Origin of the sequence: Arthrobacter sp. NicSoilB11, assembly GCF_019977375.1 — a bacterium.
In the GTDB taxonomy this organism is placed as follows: Bacteria; Actinomycetota; Actinomycetes; order Actinomycetales; family Micrococcaceae; genus Arthrobacter.
Window position 1 is genome coordinate 1,434,266 of the sequence record NZ_AP024657.1, and the last position, 15,845, is coordinate 1,450,110.

Below are 15,845 nucleotides of genomic sequence, written 5' to 3' on the forward strand. Positions count from 1 at the left end.
AATCCTTTCATGATCCCAGCAGCGAGGCCGCCAGCCTGTCCAGGTCTGCGGCGGCACCGGCGTGGTCACGGTTCGCTTCAGCCACCCGCACCACCTCGCCGATGACCAGCACTGCCGGGTTGCTGCAGCCGGCAGCGGCGGAGGTGATGGTGCCGAGGTCAGCGATGGTGGTGCGCTGGCCGGGCCGGTAGCCCCGCTCCACCACGGCCATGGGCATGTCCGGGCGCATCCCGGCGCGGCGCAGGCCTGCCGCCAGCTGGTGGAGGGTGCCGATGCCCATGAGCACCACGATGGTGCCGCCCAGACCGGCCAGGTGGTGGTGCTCCTTCTCTGTCAGCGGGGCGTGCCCGGAGACCACGGTGAACATGTGGCTGACTTCGCGGTGGGTCACCGGGATGCCTGCTGCGGCCGGGACCGAGATGGCGCTGGTGACGCCGGAGATGACGTGCACTTTGACGCCGGCTGCCACGCAGGCGGCAACTTCCTCGCCGCCGCGGCCAAAGACGTAGGGGTCCCCGCCCTTGAGGCGGACCACGTTGTTGCCGGCAAGGGCACTTTCCACCATCAGCTTTTCGATGTCCGACTGGCTGACCTTGTGGTGGCCAGGCTTCTTTCCGACGTCCACGAGTTCCGCGGAGGTCAGCCGCGGCAGTTCCTGGTACGGCGCCAGTCGGTCGTAGAACACGACGTCGGCATCGCGGAGTGCCTTGACCGCCGCCACGGTGAGCAGGTCGCTCGTGCCGGGGCCGCCGCCCACCAGGGTGACGTGTCCGGCGGGTCCCGCAGCAGGCTCGGCCGCGACCGGGATGCCGGTCTTCCGGCAGCGGTCCAGGAAGGCGTCCCAGCCGGGCTGTCCGTCCTCGACGGCGGCGACCAGGAACAGCCGCTCCGGCAGGTTGACGAGCCGCGCCTCTTCGGGGCTGCCAAGGCGGTGCACGACGGCGCCCGCGGCTTGGTACCGCCGCACCGCCTGCCGCGCGGCGTCGGGGGCGCCGGCCACCAGGACGTTCCGGCCGGTGAGGTCGATACTGAGCTGCATGGCTATGCCTCGTTTCCAGGGGTTTCCGTGGTGGCGGAGCGGACCGGGATGGAAGCCCCGATCAGGACCTTGCCTTTTTCCTCCGGAGTGGCGGGGCGCATCTGGCCGCGCTCGTCCGGGACGAAGGTGATGGAGTCGTCCTTCTGGTCGGGGGCATTGACGAAGGAGCGGAACCGGCGCAGGCGTTCGGGGTCCTTGAGGGTGTCTGCCCACTCATCCACGTACGTGTCCACGTGCTTGGCCATGGCGGCCTCAAGGTCCTCGGCGATACCCAGGGTGTCCTTCACCACCACGTCCTCAACGTGCTTGATGCCGCCGTCGAGCTCCTCCTGCCAGCGGGCCGTGCGCTGCAGCCGGTCCGCGGTGCGGATGTAGTACATGAAGTAGCGGTCGATGTACTTGATCAGGGTTTCGTCGTCCAGGTCCTTGGCCAGGAGCTGGGCGTGGGCCGGGGTGGCTCCGCCGTTGCCGCCCACGTACAGGTTCCAGCCGTCGGCCGTGGCGATCACGCCCACGTCCTTGCCGCGCGCCTCCGCGCATTCGCGGGCACAGCCGGAAACACCCATCTTGAGCTTGTGCGGGCTGCGCAGGCCGCGGTAGCGCAGTTCCAGCTTGATGGCCATGGCCACCGAATCCTGGACGCCGAAGCGGCACCAGGTGGAACCGACGCAGGACTTCACGGTCCGCAGGCTCTTGCCGTAGGCCTGGCCGGACTCGAAGCCGGCGTCCACCAGTTCCTTCCAGATCTCCGGCAGCTGCTCCAGCCGGGCGCCGAACATGTCGATGCGCTGGCCGCCGGTGATCTTGGTGTACAGGCCGTACTTCTCGGCCACCGCCGCAATGACGCCCAGCTTCTTGGGCGTGATCTCACCGCCGGCGATGCGGGGGACCACCGAGTAGGTGCCGTCCTTCTGCATGTTGGCCAGGGCGCGGTCGTTGGTGTCCTGCAGGGTGCCGCGGCCGGCGTCCAGGACGTAGGCGCTGTTCTGGCTGGCCAGGATGTTGGCGATGGTCGGCTTGCAGATGTCGCAGCCGGCGCCGGTGCCGTACTTGGCCATGATCTCTTCGAAGGAGGTCAGCCCCAGGACGCGGATGGCGTCGAACAGTTCCTGGCGGGACAGTTCGATATGCTCGCAGAGGGCCTTGGAGACCTCCACGCCGGACTTGGTCAGCTCGGTTTCCAGCAGCTTCTTCAGCATGGGGACGCAGGAGCCGCACTGGGTGCCGGCCCGGGTGCAGCCCTTCAACTCGCCCAGTTCCTGGACCGGGGCGTTGCCCTCGCAGGCGCCGCAGGCGTTGATGGTGTCACGGATGGTTCCGGCCGTGACGTTGTTGCAGGAGCACAGCGTGGCGTCATCCGGCAGTTCGGTCTCCGGCGCCTCGCCACCGCCGGCCGCGCTCAGGAAGGCGCCCGGTTCGGCCGGGAGCTCGCGGCCCAGGAGCGGGCGCAGGCTCATGTAGGGGGAGGCATCGCCGACGAAGATGCCGCCCAGGAGGGTCTTGGCGTCATCCGTGGTCACGATCTTCTGGTAGACGCCGCGGGCCGGGTCGGCATAGACGATTTCCAGGGCGTGCTCGGTCTTGGCGAACGCGTCACCGAAGCTGGCCACGTCCACACCGGACAGCTTGAGCTTGGTGGCGGTGTCGAAGCCCGGGAAGGTGGCGTCCCCGCCGTGCAGCCGGTCGGCCACGATCTCCGCCATGGTGTTGGCCGGCGCCACCAGGCCCAGGCACATGCCGCCGTAGTTGGCCACTTCACCGATGGCCCAGATGCCGGGCACTTCGGTTTCGCAGTAGTCGTTGATGACCACGCCGCCGCGGGGACCCAGGCTGAATACCTGTTCCTCGCCCTCGGCGGCGCGGAAGAGTTCATCGCGGGGACGGACGCCGATGGCGACGATCACGATGTCGGCGTCGATGACGCGGCCGTCGGCCATCAGCACCCCGGTGACCTGGCCGTCGTCGTCGGAAAGTACCTCCGAGGGAAAGACCCCGCCGTGGACTTCGAAACCCTTGGATTTGATGAGCCTGCCCATGGCTTGGCCCGCGCCCTCGTCGAGCTGGGTGGCCATCAGCCACTGGGAACCGTCGATGACGATCGGGTTGGCGCCGAGCTGCTCGGTGCCGGCAGCTGACTCGAGGCCCAGGAGTCCGCCGCCGATAGTGACGGCGTTGACCTTGCGGCCGAGCTTCTCCGTGAGCTCCGCGATGGCCTTGTTGATGGCCCAGACGTCTTCAAGCGTGCGGTAGACGTGCGTGTGCTCCGCGCCGGGGATGGGCAGGCGGGCCGCATTCGAGCCGGTGGCGACTACGAGTTCGTCGTAGGGGTAGCTGTTGCCGGCGGCGGTTTCCACCGTCTTCGCTTCGGCGTTGATCTTTACGACGCGCTCGCCGGTCTTCAGGTCCAGGCCGGCGTGGTCCCACATGGACGCGGTGCCGAGCGTCAGGTCGACGTCGTTGTCGGTGAGGGCTTTGGACAGCGCCACCCGGTCATAGGGGAGGTGGACTTCCTCGGTGAGGACCGTAACATGCCAGCCATCGAGGCCGCGGGCATGCATTGCGTCCGCAAAACGGTGGGCCGCGGGGCCGCCGCCGGCGACGACGATGCGGCGCGGAGTCTCTGTGCTTGAAGTCTGTTCGGTCACTGATGGGCCTTTCGCATGGGCCGCAGGCAGTTTTCCTGCAGCCTTCTCTGACGAGCTGTCCATCCAGATTAGGGAGACGCAGTTTCGCTTCAGTTTCCCATTTGTTTCGCCAACTTAACTTCTGCATCACGAGCGCATTTCCGGGCGGGTTAGGTCTCTTTTACGCGCCGGACACATTCACCGCACCCCGTTGAAACACCCGGACCCTAGCGTTGGAAACGGCCGCAAAAGCAGCCGTGCAAGGACAACAGGCACAGGGAAAGGAGCCGGACATGACGGCAACACTGGAACTTGGGGCGCTCGCCGCCGAATCTGACATCGCTGGATTCCACACCGGCTGGCACCGTGTCTGCGCGGTGGAGGACCTCGAACCAGCCTGGGGCGAGGCCGCACTGGTGGCAGGCCGGCAGGTGGCGCTGTTCCGCACCGGCCCCAGCGAAGTCTTCGCCGTGGCACACGAGGACCCGGCCACCGGAGCCCACGTCATGGCGCGCGGCATCCTGGGCTCAAAGGGGACGCGGCCCACCATCGCCTCCCCCCTGCACAAGGAGGTCTACGACCTTGAGACCGGCGAATGCTTCACCACACCGGGCCTGCGCCTGGCAGCATTCAGCACCCGGGTCACCGACGGCATCGTCGAGGTGCAGCTGTAACACCCGCACCCCTTATGGGGCGCCGGGCCTTCAGTGGCCCAGGCGCCCTTTGGTGTTTAACCGGCAGTTTCTACAGGCCCAGCGCTTCGCTGACGTCGTGCAGGACCTCGTCCAGCGAGGCACGCGCGGCCTGGCGCGCTGCCGGCAGTTCCGCGGCGGACCCCACCTGGTGGATCACCTCGAGGTAGCACTTGAGCTTGGGCTCGGTGCCGCTGGGCCGGATGATGACACGGGTCAGGTTTCGGGTGATGTAGAGCAGCCCTTCGGTGGGCGGCAGGTGCGCGCTGCCTTCAGCCAGGTCCGTGAAGACCTCCACAGCGGACTGTCCGAACGATTCCGGCGGCGAAACCCGCAGGCGGTTCATCATGGCGTCCAGGAGTCCCAGGTCCGCAACCCTGATGCTCAGCTGGTCGCTGGCGTGCAGGCCGTGCTGGAGGTACAGCTCATCCAGGGTGTCGAAGACCGTCTTGCCTGCGGCCTTGGCCGCTGCCGCGAGTTCGGCGATCAGGACGGCGGCGGAAATGCCGTCCTTGTCCTTCACCAGCTCCGGGGCAACGCAGTACCCCAGCGCCTCCTCGTAGCCGTAGACCAGCCCGGGAACCCGGGAGATCCACTTGAACCCGGTCAGTGTTTCCTCATGGGCGAAGCCGGCCGCGGCGGCGATGCGGGCCAGCAGCCGTGAGGAAACGATCGAATTGGCGAAGACGCCCCGGCCGTCAGCGTCCGCGCCGGCGGTGCCGTCCGCGAGCCGGGCCACCATGTGGGCGCCCAGCAGGGAACCCACTTCGTCGCCCCGGAGCATCCGCCAGGCGCCCGTATCGGGATCCTTTGCCGCCACGGCTGCCCTGTCGGCGTCGGGATCATTGGCGATCACGAGGTCGGCGTCCAGCTGCGCGGCCGCCTCGAGGGCCAGGTCCAGTGCGCCGGGTTCCTCCGGGTTGGGGAAACTTACGGTGGGAAAATCAGGGTCCGGTTCGGCCTGTTCAGCCACCACGGTGACATCTTTGAAACCTGCCGCTTCCAGGACGTCCAGCGCAGTCCCGCCGCCGACGCCGTGCAGCGGGGTGAGGACTATCCGCAGGTCCCGGGCGGGGAAGCGGTCCGCCATGGCCAGTGCCGCCGTCGCCCGCTCATACCCGGCTGCCAGCGAACCGTCCAGGACGGTCCAGCCGCCCTCTGCCAGCGTGATGGATTCCAGCGGCCCCACGGCGCTGATCCGGCCAGCGATTTCCGCGTCGTAGGGCGCCACGATCTGGGCGCCGTCGCCGTCTGCCGGCACGGCATGCCGTCCCAGGTACACCTTGTACCCGTTGTCCTGGGGCGGGTTGTGGCTGGCGGTGACCATGACGCCGCCGTCGCAGTCCAGGGCGCGGACGGCGTACGCCAGCAGGGGAGTGGGGAGGGGCGCCGGGAGCAGGAAGGTTTCGATGCCGACCGCGGTGAAGATTGCCGCGGTTTCGGCCGCGAAGACATCCGAGTTATGCCGGGCGTCATACCCGACGACGGCGCGCGGGCGGGTGCCCGGGGCGGCCTTGGCTGCGGCGTCCCCCAGGAAGGCCGCGAGTCCCGCTGCGGCGCGGCGCACCACCACCCGGTTCATCCGGTTCGGCCCCGGGCCCAGGGCGGCGCGCAGCCCTGCCGTGCCGAACTGGAGCGTTCCGCGGAAGCTGTCTTCCAGTTCCTGCCGGGCCGCGGGATCGCCGTCCTCAACAAGGCGGACAAGCTCAAGGAGCAGCGCCTTCGTTGCGGGATCCGGGTCTTGGGCAGCCCATTCGCGGGCTTCGGTGAGCAGGCGAAGTTCGGCATCGGAAGACGTCATGGGCCTAACGCTATCGTCATTGCCCGTGCCCGTGACGCACTCTGGCGCCTGATCCGTTAGAGCCGGGCGATGATATCGGCCAGCAGCCTGGAGATGCGCGGGCCGGCTGCCTGGCCGGATTCGATGACTTCCTGGTGGCTGAGCGGCTGGGGGCTGATCCCGGCCGCGAGGTTGGTGACCAGCGAAATTCCGAACACTTCCATCCCGGAGTGCCGCCCGGCGATGGCTTCCAGCGCCGTGGACATGCCGATCAGGTCGGCACCGATCCGCTTGGCGTACTGCACCTCGGCCGGTGTTTCGTAGTGCGGGCCGGGGAACTGTGCATACACGCCCTCGTCCAGGGTGGGGTCCACCTCGCGGGCCAGCCCGCGGATGCGCGGCGAGTACAGGTCGGTAAGGTCCACGAAGGTGGCGCCTTCCAGCGGTGAGGACGCGGTGAGGTTGATGTGGTCCTTGATCAGCACCGGGGTGCCGGGGGCCCAGTCCTCGTTGAGTCCGCCGCAGCCGTTGGTGAGGACCAGGGTGCTGCACCCGGCGGCCGCCGCGGTCCGGATTCCGTGGACCACTGCCCTGACGCCCTTGCCCTCGTAATAGTGCGTGCGGGCGCCCAGGACCAGGGCGCGCTTTCCCGAGGGCGTCAGTATGGAGCGGATGGTGCCCACGTGGCCTTCCACGGCGGGGGCATGGAAGCCGGGGACTTCTTCGGCCGACAGGGTGGCGGTGGTTTCGCCGATGAGGTCGGCGGCCTCGCCCCACCCGGAGCCGAGGACCAAGGCAGTGTCGTGCCGGTCCACGCCTGTCTCTTCGGCGATGTAGTCCGCTGCGGCGCGTGCGGCGGCAAACGGGTCCGTGTTCAGGAAGTCTGTTGTACTCACCAGTACAAGTTATCGTGCCGCCCGTGTTGCCCCCGTCACGGCCGGCCCGGAGAGCGCCCTGTTTTCTTGGTGGTCAGCGGCAAATGGGCGAGAATGGATGACTGTGACTACGCATCCAGATTTCAGCTCCCCCCGGATCGCAATCCTGGGAGGTGGTCCCGGCGGATACGAAGCCGCCATGGTGGCCGCCTCGCTCGGGGCGACGGTCACCATCATCGAACGCGCGGGCCTGGGTGGATCCGCCGTGCTGACCGATGTGGTTCCCTCCAAGACCCTCATTGCCACGGCCGACCTGATGACCCGCGTGGCAGAGGCCGGCGAGCTGGGAGTGAAGTTCGACGTCGACGGCGGCGACTTCGTGCCGGTGATGCGAGCAGACCTCAAGCACATCAACGACCGCCTCCTCAACCTTGCCCGCAACCAGTCCCAGGACATCCGGGACGGCCTGGAAAAGCTGGGCGTGCGGATTATTGCGGGTTCCGGCCGGCTGCTGGACACCCACACCATCGAGGTCATGACGGTGGACGGCACCGAGACTGTAGAGGCGGACACCATCCTGCTGGCCGTGGGCGCACACCCGCGCGAGCTGGAGACCGCCCGCCCCGACGGTGAGCGGATCCTGAACTGGACGCAGATCTACAACCTGGACGAGCTGCCCGAGGAGCTCATCGTGGTGGGGTCCGGTGTTACCGGCGCGGAGTTTGCCTCCGCCTACAACGGCCTTGGTTCCAAGGTCACCCTGGTGTCCAGCCGCGACCGCGTGCTGCCCGGCTCCGACGTTGACGCCGCCGTGGTCCTGGAGGAAGTCTTCGAACGCCGCGGGGTCCGGGTTTTGTCCCGTTCCCGTGCCCAGACCGTGGAACGCACCGACAAGGGCGTGGTGGTGACCCTTTCCGACGGCTCCACGGTGACCGGCAGCCACTGCCTGCTCTGCCTGGGGTCCATCCCCAATACGGCAGGCCTGGGCCTCGAGGAGGCCGGCGTCGCCGTCAGCGAGAGCGGCCACATCAAGGTGGACGGCGTCTCCCGCACGACGGCCCCGAACATCTACGCCGCCGGTGACTGCACGGGCGTCCTGCCGCTGGCCTCCGTGGCCGCCATGCAGGGCCGCATCGCGGTGGCGCACTTCATGGGCGACGGCGTGACCCCGCTCAAGCTCCACCAGGTGGCATCCAACATCTTCACCTCGCCCGAAATCGCCAACGTTGGCGTATCCGAAGCCGAGATCGAGTCCGGCAAGTACCAGGCCGACGTCGTCAAGCTCTCCCTGCGCAGCAACGCCCGCGCCAAGATGCGCAACGCCAAGGACGGGTTCGTCAAGATCTTTGCGCGGAAGGGTTCCGGCACGGTGATCGGTGGCGTGGTGGTGGGGCCGAACGCCTCGGAGCTGATCTTCCCGATCTCCATCGCGGTCAAGCAGAAGCTGCACGTTGACGACGTCGCCAGCACCTTCACGGTGTACCCGTCGCTGACCGGATCCATCTCCGAAGCCGCCCGCCGCCTGCACGTCCACATGTAAGGGCCGAAGGGCCCGCATTCGCTGGGTAACCCGTTGTTACACTCTGCTCATGATTGGGCTTCCCTTCGCGGGAAACGGGCTGGTGCATGCCGGGTTCGTCGGGCTGGGAATTCTCGCAGCCCTGCTCTTCTACGCATATGAGAAGCGCCGCCGCGGGCTGACGGATCCGCGGTTGTGGCCGATAGCCGGTTTTGCCGTTGCCTTCGGGGCTATCGGTTCCAGGTTGCTTACCTGGGATATCTCACGCCAGGTTTCACTTTCTGACTGGTGGGGCAACGGCGACCGCAGCATCCTGGCCGGGCTTGTGGGGGCCTGGGGCGGCGTGCTCCTGGCCAAACGGTTGACCGGTTACCGGCAGCCGACGGGGGATCTGCTGGCCCCTGCTGTAGCCCTGGCCCTCATCATCGGGCGCATCGGCTGCCTTCTGACAGAGCTCCCCGGCACGCCAACCGGGGGAGCGTGGGGAATCCTTCTCACCCCGGCCCAGGCCGCGCTGATCGGGGCGCCGGCCGGGGTGGGGCTTCATCCGTCTTTCGTCTACGAGATCTTCTTTCACGCGGCCGCTTTCGCCGTGATGTGGCGTTTCCGGGACCGCCTGCCCCACCCCGGCGACCTCTTTATCTGTTTCGTCAGCGCCTACGCCGTGTTCAGGTTCCTGGTCGAGTTTGTCCGGGGCAATGAGGTGCTGTGGCTGGGGATGAGCCGGCCCCAATGGTTCCTGCTGGCGGTTTTACCCCTCCTGGTGTGGCGGGTCCGGCGTGTTTTCGGCTCGCCGCTCCGCCGCGAGATGGAAGGAACCGCAGCATGAGTGACGCTCCGGACATCCCGCCGCAGCCCCCGGACCAGGGCAACCTGCCGCCGCAATCACCTGCCGGCGGTTCCCTGGCGGCCGGCATCGTCTTTGGGGCGCTGGCCCTTTACGCCGTCTATGTACTGGGGACGATGGCTCGGGGACCGTATGCCTGGTCAGCCACCTTCCTGGCCGTGCCAGCCCCGTTTATCCCGATTGCCGTTTATTTGGCGGTATCCATCGCTCTGGCCATCAGGCGCTCGACGGCCCGGTTGGGTGCAGGGCTGCTTATCGGTTTGGGAGTCTTCACCCTGCTGGGTGGCGGCCTTTGCGTCGCGTTCCTTGCCCAGGTCCCGGCCTGACATGAATGACGGTCAAGGGGTTCCGCCGGAGGAGCAACGGCGTGGGCAGCAGCCGGAACCGCGGGGCGGCTATCTGGGGTCTGGAGTCGTCTACGGGGCTGTGGCGCTGTACATCCTCTACCTTTGGGCAACAGTAGGCATTGGAGCACCGAACATCGCACCACCGAATGCATGGGCAACCAGCATCTTCGCCGGGCCGGCAGCCTTCGTCCCGATCGCCGTCTATCTGGGGCTGGCTGTTGTTCTTGCCGTCAGTCCCCGCACCGCGCGCACCGGGGCCGGGCTGCTGATCGGGCTCGGCATATTTACGTTACTCGGTGGGGGACTTTGCGTGGGTGCCCTGGTGCAATCCGGAATTTGAGAAGGGGCGCCGATTCATGAAGTCTCAACAGTTGCCCGGTCCGGGACAGCCGCTGCGCGGTGACAGGATCCACCGCTATGTGACCGCTTTCTGCCCCAAATGCCACGAAACCAACCCTCCACTGAGCCAGGTCCGCCGGCTGGCAGGGGCGCTGCTCATTCGTGACGGCCGCGTGTGGCTCGAACGGGGCTGCCCGGACCATGGGCTGGTCCGCACCCTGTACGACGAGTCTCCGGAAATCCTCCGCTACCTGGAGAAGTGGCAGGCGCCCACCAAGCAGCACATCCCTGACCAGACCGACAATTTCCGCCCTGTCCCTGAGGCATATGCCTTTGGGCTTCCAGCCATGCAAACGCAACACACCTGCATCCTGCTGCAGGACATTATTGAGCACTGCAACCTGCGATGCCCCACCTGCTTCACCGCATCCGGCCCACAACTGCAGGGAGTCGCACCATTGAGGGAGGTGCTTGACAATGTTGACACCCGCCTGGCCCGGGAAAACAACCGCCTTGATGTGCTGATGCTCTCCGGCGGTGAACCAACGCTGTACCCATATCTTGCCGAACTGCTGGATGAACTCGTTTCCCGGCCAATCGTCAGGATCATGGTGAACAGCAACGGCATGCTCATTGCCACCGATGACCACCTGCTTGCCCTGCTGGAACAGCACCGGGACAGGGTGGAGGTGTACCTCCAGTACGACGGTCCATCCAGGGAATCGTCGATCCACCACCGCGGCGGAGACCTTACCCGCTTCAAGGACGCGGCAATTTCGCGCTTGTCGGATGCAGGCGTTTTCACCACGCTGACCATGACAGCATCCCTGGGCGTCAACGACGGTGAAGTCGGTGCCGTGGTGATGCGTGCCCTGGAGACTCCCTTTATCGGAGGGGTGGCGCTGCAGCCCGTCTTCGGTTCCGGACGCGGACACGGCATCGATGCCATGGACCGGCTCACCCACACAGGCGTCCTTGAAAGATTGGCCGGGCAGACCAACGGCGTGGTGTCCTGGCACGACCTGACAGCGTTGCCCTGCTCCCACCCGCACTGCGCCTCAGTGGGCTACATGCTGAAGGACGACGCCGGCGTCTGGAGGTCCCTGGCAGCATTGATTGGGCATGATCAGCTGCTCACTTGGCTCGAGCTTAACCCGGACAGCCTTGCGAACCGGATCGCCGACAGCGCCATCCCCCTGGAGCTGCGGAACCTGATGAAAACCTCGCTGCTTGACCTGTTGAGCGAACAGGCGTCCCTGTCCCACCCCCGCACGATGGACCTTTGGAAGAACGTCTGCACCCAGTGCGATCTTGGCATCGGCACGCTTACCACCCTGGCGGCGGGCAAACTCCCGGGGCAGCAGCAACGCCTCCGCAGGCTCCTCGCGGAACGGGTAACGCGCATCATGGTCAAACCTTTCATGGACATCTCCACGATGATCGAGGAACGGCTCACCCAATGCTGCGTGCACGTGGGAACCAAGAGCGACGCCGGCGCGCATCAATGCGCGCCGTTCTGCGCAGTGCAGGCCTGGCCCTCTCTGGCGAGGCAACGCATGAGCACGGCCACTGGTGCACGGCTGATTCCGATGCGTCAGGTTTAGGGAGGAATGATGGACTCCGCGTCACACGCCCGGCGGATCGCCGCCGGCCCGTTGCCCTCAGAGCTTCTGGGCGCCAAGCACGGCGTCACGCCTGCAGTGCCCTCTGCCCCTCCGGGTTCCGGCCCTGACAACGCCGAAGCACCACCTTTTGACCCGTTGCGCCTGTGCATCTTCGCCACGGTTGCCCTGCTGGGGTGGCTGGCAGGGCCCGTGGCGCTGTCCGTGTTTGCAGCCATCGGGTTCATCGGATACTGGAAAGCGCGGCGGCGCGGCCTGATGAAATCCAAGTGCTACCTGCGCGACACGAGGCTCGTGCTGTCCTATCTGGGTGTCCTCCTGGCCGCGGGCATCTACGGGATCTACCTGGTCACGGGACGATTGTTCGGGGTGTGAAAAGCAACCACAGCACGCCACTCAGGCTGCCGGCACCGCCCGGAAATGCCGTTCAATGAGGCCCTTGATGTCCTCATGGCAGCCACCGCATCCTGTGCCCGCCCGGGTGGCCTTGGAAACGTCCGCCACCGTGGAGCAGCCGTCGGCCACGGCGCCCGTGATGGTGTTCCCGCTGACTCCGGCGCACCGGCACACGGTCCCGGCCGGGTCCGCGGCTGCGCCCGGCAGCTGGTCCGGCCCGTCCAGGCGGAGGAGGAGCGACCGGTCCGCAGGCAGTTCTGCGCCGCGTTCGAAGAGTCCCACCAGCTCGGCCGCCGTGCGGGGCATGCCCACCGCCACCAGGCCTTCGAGCACTCCGCCTCGGGTGGTCATCTTGACGTACCGGCCGTGCTCAGGATCAGCCCACTGGGCCACCTGCAGGCGGGCCCTGCCGTTGGCCGCGCCCGCCGTGAGCGCTTCCTCGTCCCACGGATCCGCGTCGTTGTTCCCGGCCACAGCCATGTTCAGGCCGCGGGCCTTCAGCACCACGACGCCGGGCTGTTCCGGCGGGAGCGCGGACAGCAGTTCCGCCTCCTCCACCCCACCGGAGGACAGCAGGGTGAGGTAGCCCGCCAGCCACTCGGCCTGCCGCCAGCCAGGGCCCACCAGGCCGGAGGGCCCCGTGGCGTTCCGGCATGCGGCGCAGCCCGGATCGGGGCAGTGGACCTCCGCGCAGTCGCCGATGGCAAAGATATGCGGTTCGTGGTGCGCCCGCAGCCTGTGGTCCACCAGGATCCCGGTGCCGGTGGCCAGCCCGCAGCCGTCGGCCAGCTCCGTCCGGGGACGCACCCCGCATGAAATGACCAGGAGGTCCCCGTCAATCGCCTGCCCGTCATCCAGCAGCAAAGCCGAGAAACCGCCGTCGGGCGCGTTGTGCTCAACGCCGGTGGAACGGGCGTTGCCTGCCACCCGGACCCCGCAGCGCCGCAGCCCTGCAGCGAGGACGGCCCCGCCGGCACGGTCGATGCTGCGCCCCAGGGGGTGCGGGCCGTTGTGGACCACCGTGACGGTGGCGCCTTCCTCCGCGGCGGCCAGCGCCGTTTCCAGGCCCAGGACGCCGCCGCCCAGGACCACTACGCGCTTGCCGCCGTCCACCGCCTGCCGCAGGACAGCGGCGTCGCGAAGGTCCCGCAGCGCGGTGACGCCGGCGGGAAGCACGGGGGAGGAAGGATCCGGGTTGATGCCGGTCAGGTTGGGAATGACGGGCCGGGATCCGGTGGCGAACACCAGCCGGTCGTAGTGCACGGGTGCTCCTTCAGCAAGCAGGACCTGCTGCCGTGGCCTGTCCACGCGCTTGACCCGCACGCCCAGGCGGACGTCCACGCCGTCCGCGGCCAGCTCGGCGGCATCGGCAAGGGCCAGTGCGTCAGCGGTGGTCCGGCCGACGCCGAGGTCGGCCACCAGGACGCGGTTGTAGGCTGCCTCGGGTTCCTCACCGAGCACGGTGACCTGGACCTGCCCTGCGCGCACGGCGGGCAGGAGCTCGTCCACCAGCCTGGCGGCCACGGGGCCGAATCCCACGATGACAATCTGCTCGCTCATGAGGCCTCCGTCGTTTGCAGCATGCGGGCGGAATCGGGTGCGGCCACGGGCCGGACCCATACGGTGTTGAATTTGAATTCGGGCATCCCGGAGATGGGATCAGTGGCGGCTTCGGTGAGGCGGTTGGCGCTTTCGGAGCCGGGGAAGTGGAAGGGCAGGAACACTGTCTCCGGGCGGATGGCTGTGCTCAGCTCCGCATGGCACACCACCTCGCCGCGCACGTTCGCCACGGAGACCAGCGATCCGGCGGCGATGCCCATGGCGGCTGCCGCCGAGGGGTGGATCTGCACCCTCGCCTCGGGCTGTGCGGCGACGAGTTCGGCCACCCGCCGCGTCTGGGCCCCTGACTGGTAATGCTCCAGGAGCCGGCCGGTGATGAGGGTCATGGCTTTGCCGGCGGGGTCTCCGGAGGTCCCGCCATCGCCGGCAGAAGTACGACGGCGGCGCGGCACCACCGGGACCATCACGGCCTTGCCGTCGGGGTGGGCGAAGCGGCCGGCGAACAGCCGCGGCGTTCCGCTGCTGCCGGCCGGGTAGGGCCAGTAGGCGGCCTCCCCGCGGTCCAGCATGGCGTAGTCAATGCCCGAGTAGTCTGCCAGGCCCCCGGCGGAGGCACGCCGCAGTTCCTCGAAGACCGTCTCCGGATCCTCGCTGTAGGTGGACGGGGCGTCCAGCCGCTCGGCGAGGCGGGCCATGATCCACAGCTCGCTCCGGGCACCAGCCGGAGGTGAGATGGCACGGCGGCGGCGCAGGACGCGCCCCTCCAGGTTGGTCAATGTCCCCTCCTCCTCCGCCCACTGCAGCACGGGAAGGATAAGGTCCGCCTCCGCGGCGGTTTCGGACATGAAGAAGTCGCAGACCACCAGGAAGTCCAGGCTCCGCAGCCCTTCGATGACGGCGTTGGCGTCGGGAGCTGCCACCGCGATGTTGGAGGCATGCACAAAAAGGCACCGGACGCCGTCGGGCTTTCCCAGTGACTTCAGCAGCTGCACGGCGGGCAGGCCGGGTCCGGGGATGGTCTCCTCCGGAACGCCCCAGACGGCCGCGACGTGTGCGCGGGCAGCCGGGTCGGTGATCTTGCGGTAGCCCGGGAGCTGGTCCGCCTTCTGGCCGTGCTCGCGGCCGCCCTGGCCATTGCCCTGGCCGGTAAGGGTCCCGTACCCGCTGCGGGCGGAGCCCGGCAGGCCCAGGAGGAGGCTGAGGTTGATGGCCGCGGTTGCGGTGTCGGTGCCGTCCACGTGCTGTTCCACGCCGCGTCCGGTGAGGATGTAGCTTCCGCCTTCCCGCGCCCCGGCAGCGAGCATGCGGGCGGTTTGCCGGATCAGTTCCGCGGGGACGCCGGTCAACGACTGGACGCGTTCGGGCCAGAAGGCGTTGACGCTGCGGACTACGGCGCTGTAGCCCGAGGTGCGCTCTTCGATGTAGGCGGTGTCCACCAGGTTCTCGTGGATGACCACGTGGGAGAGGCCCAGCAGCAGGGTAAGGTCGGTGCCCGGCAGCGGCTGGAGGTGCAGGCCGCCGCCGTCGGCCGTAAAGGCTGCCGTGGCGGAGCGGCGGGGGTCAACCACCACCAGCCCGCCGGCGTCGCGGGCTCCGCGCAGGTGCTGTACGAACGGGGGCATGGTCTCGGCAACGTTTGACCCCAGCATCAGGATGGTGCTGGCGGTGTCCAGGGCTTCGAGCGGGAAGGGCAGGCCGCGGTCCACGCCGAACGCCCGCATTCCGGCGGCCGCGGCGGATGACATGCAGAACCTGCCGTTGTAGTCGATGCGTGAGGTGCCCAGGGCCAGCCGGGCGAACTTGCCCAGCTGGTAGGCCTTCTCATTGGTGAGTCCGCCGCCGCCGAAGACGCCGACGGCGTCCGCGCCGTGGCGTGCGCGGGCGTCCTTCACTGCCTGGGCGGCGAGGTCCAGGGCCTGGTCCCAGCCGATGGGCCGGTGGACGCCGTCGGGTCCCTTCAGCAGCGGCTCGGTGATCCGGCCCGCGTGGTTCAGGAGCGTGGGGGAGGTCCACCCTTTGCGGCAGAGGCCGCCGCGGTTGGTGGGGAAGTCCCGGCCTGCAACCTCCAGTGCGGGCGCGGGATTCGGTGCAGGCACGGGGCCTGGCCCCGGCTGGGCAGCCGGGGCCAGGTCCGCAGGGGACGTGAGCGTCATGGCGCACTGCAGGGCGCAGTAGGGGCAGTGCGTGTCGGCGCTTTTGGTCATG

General features: G+C 68.0%; 13 protein-coding genes. 7 read left to right on the top strand and 6 right to left on the bottom strand.

Going from position 1 to position 15,845, the window contains the following annotated elements; genetic code table 11:
* Positions 1 to 7: 7 nt before the first annotated feature.
* Complete coding sequence (gene cobA, locus LDO14_RS06735) at positions 8 to 1,039, bottom strand: uroporphyrinogen-III C-methyltransferase (RefSeq protein WP_223994497.1); 1,032 nt, start codon at positions 1,037 to 1,039, stop codon at positions 8 to 10.
* Between the two features lie 2 nt (positions 1,040 to 1,041).
* Complete coding sequence (gene nirB / locus LDO14_RS06740; protein WP_018770114.1) at positions 1,042 to 3,684, bottom strand: nitrite reductase large subunit NirB; 2,643 nt, start codon at positions 3,682 to 3,684, stop codon at positions 1,042 to 1,044.
* Between the two features lie 272 nt (positions 3,685 to 3,956).
* Between nirB and nirD the strand changes: the two genes are divergently transcribed.
* Entirely contained in the window at positions 3,957 to 4,337 is a 381-nt protein-coding gene (nirD, locus tag LDO14_RS06745) for a nitrite reductase small subunit NirD (protein WP_018770113.1), read from the top strand.
* 70 nt (positions 4,338 to 4,407) lie between these two features.
* On the opposite strand, the gene LDO14_RS06750 is transcribed toward nirD, so the two are convergent.
* Together LDO14_RS06750 and LDO14_RS06755 are read right to left on the bottom strand one after the other, a co-directional pair.
* Positions 4,408 to 6,156, bottom strand: a complete 1,749-nt coding sequence (locus LDO14_RS06750) for a phospho-sugar mutase (protein ID WP_223994499.1) — start codon at positions 6,154 to 6,156, stop codon at positions 4,408 to 4,410.
* A gap of 56 nt (positions 6,157 to 6,212) precedes the next feature.
* Positions 6,213 to 7,031 carry a purine-nucleoside phosphorylase gene (locus LDO14_RS06755; RefSeq protein ID WP_018770111.1) on the bottom strand — a complete coding sequence of 273 codons (819 nt, stop codon included), beginning with the start codon at positions 7,029 to 7,031 and terminating at the stop codon, positions 6,213 to 6,215.
* A gap of 103 nt (positions 7,032 to 7,134) precedes the next feature.
* On the opposite strand from LDO14_RS06755, the gene LDO14_RS06760 reads away from it, so the two are divergent.
* Genes LDO14_RS06760 through LDO14_RS06785 form a run of 6 tightly spaced genes read left to right on the top strand, consistent with a single transcriptional unit; the run spans position 7,135 to position 12,059 of the window.
* Entirely contained in the window at positions 7,135 to 8,550 is a 1,416-nt protein-coding gene (locus tag LDO14_RS06760) for an NAD(P)H-quinone dehydrogenase (protein ID WP_134164529.1), read from the top strand.
* A gap of 49 nt (positions 8,551 to 8,599) precedes the next feature.
* On the top strand, positions 8,600 to 9,358 hold the full coding sequence (locus LDO14_RS06765) for a prolipoprotein diacylglyceryl transferase family protein (RefSeq protein WP_223994501.1): 759 nt from the start codon (positions 8,600 to 8,602) through the stop codon (positions 9,356 to 9,358).
* On the top strand, positions 9,355 to 9,702 hold the full coding sequence (locus LDO14_RS06770) for a hypothetical protein (protein ID WP_223994503.1): 348 nt from the start codon (positions 9,355 to 9,357) through the stop codon (positions 9,700 to 9,702). Before LDO14_RS06765 ends, LDO14_RS06770 begins: the two co-directional genes overlap by 4 nt.
* A 1-nt stretch (position 9,703) precedes the next feature.
* Positions 9,704 to 10,063, top strand: a complete 360-nt coding sequence (locus LDO14_RS06775) for a hypothetical protein (RefSeq protein WP_134164527.1) — start codon at positions 9,704 to 9,706, stop codon at positions 10,061 to 10,063.
* Positions 10,064 to 10,079: 16 nt separating this feature from the next.
* Positions 10,080 to 11,666 (top strand): radical SAM protein, encoded by a 1,587-nt coding sequence (locus tag LDO14_RS06780; protein WP_223994505.1) that lies wholly within the window; start codon positions 10,080 to 10,082, stop codon positions 11,664 to 11,666.
* A 9-nt stretch (positions 11,667 to 11,675) separates the two neighbouring features.
* The gene (locus LDO14_RS06785) at positions 11,676 to 12,059 is read left to right on the top strand and encodes a hypothetical protein (protein WP_134164525.1); all 384 of its coding nucleotides are present in this window, start codon (positions 11,676 to 11,678) and stop codon (positions 12,057 to 12,059) included.
* Between the two features lie 21 nt (positions 12,060 to 12,080).
* Here the strand turns inward: LDO14_RS06785 and LDO14_RS06790 are convergent, their stop codons facing one another.
* Together LDO14_RS06790 and LDO14_RS06795 are read right to left on the bottom strand one after the other, a co-directional pair.
* The gene (locus tag LDO14_RS06790; RefSeq protein WP_223994507.1) at positions 12,081 to 13,640 is read right to left on the bottom strand and encodes an FAD-dependent oxidoreductase; all 1,560 of its coding nucleotides are present in this window, start codon (positions 13,638 to 13,640) and stop codon (positions 12,081 to 12,083) included.
* Entirely contained in the window at positions 13,637 to 15,844 is a 2,208-nt protein-coding gene (locus LDO14_RS06795; RefSeq protein WP_223994509.1) for a molybdopterin oxidoreductase family protein, read from the bottom strand. Before LDO14_RS06795 ends, LDO14_RS06790 begins: the two co-directional genes overlap by 4 nt.
* Between the last annotated feature and the right edge of the window lies 1 nt (position 15,845).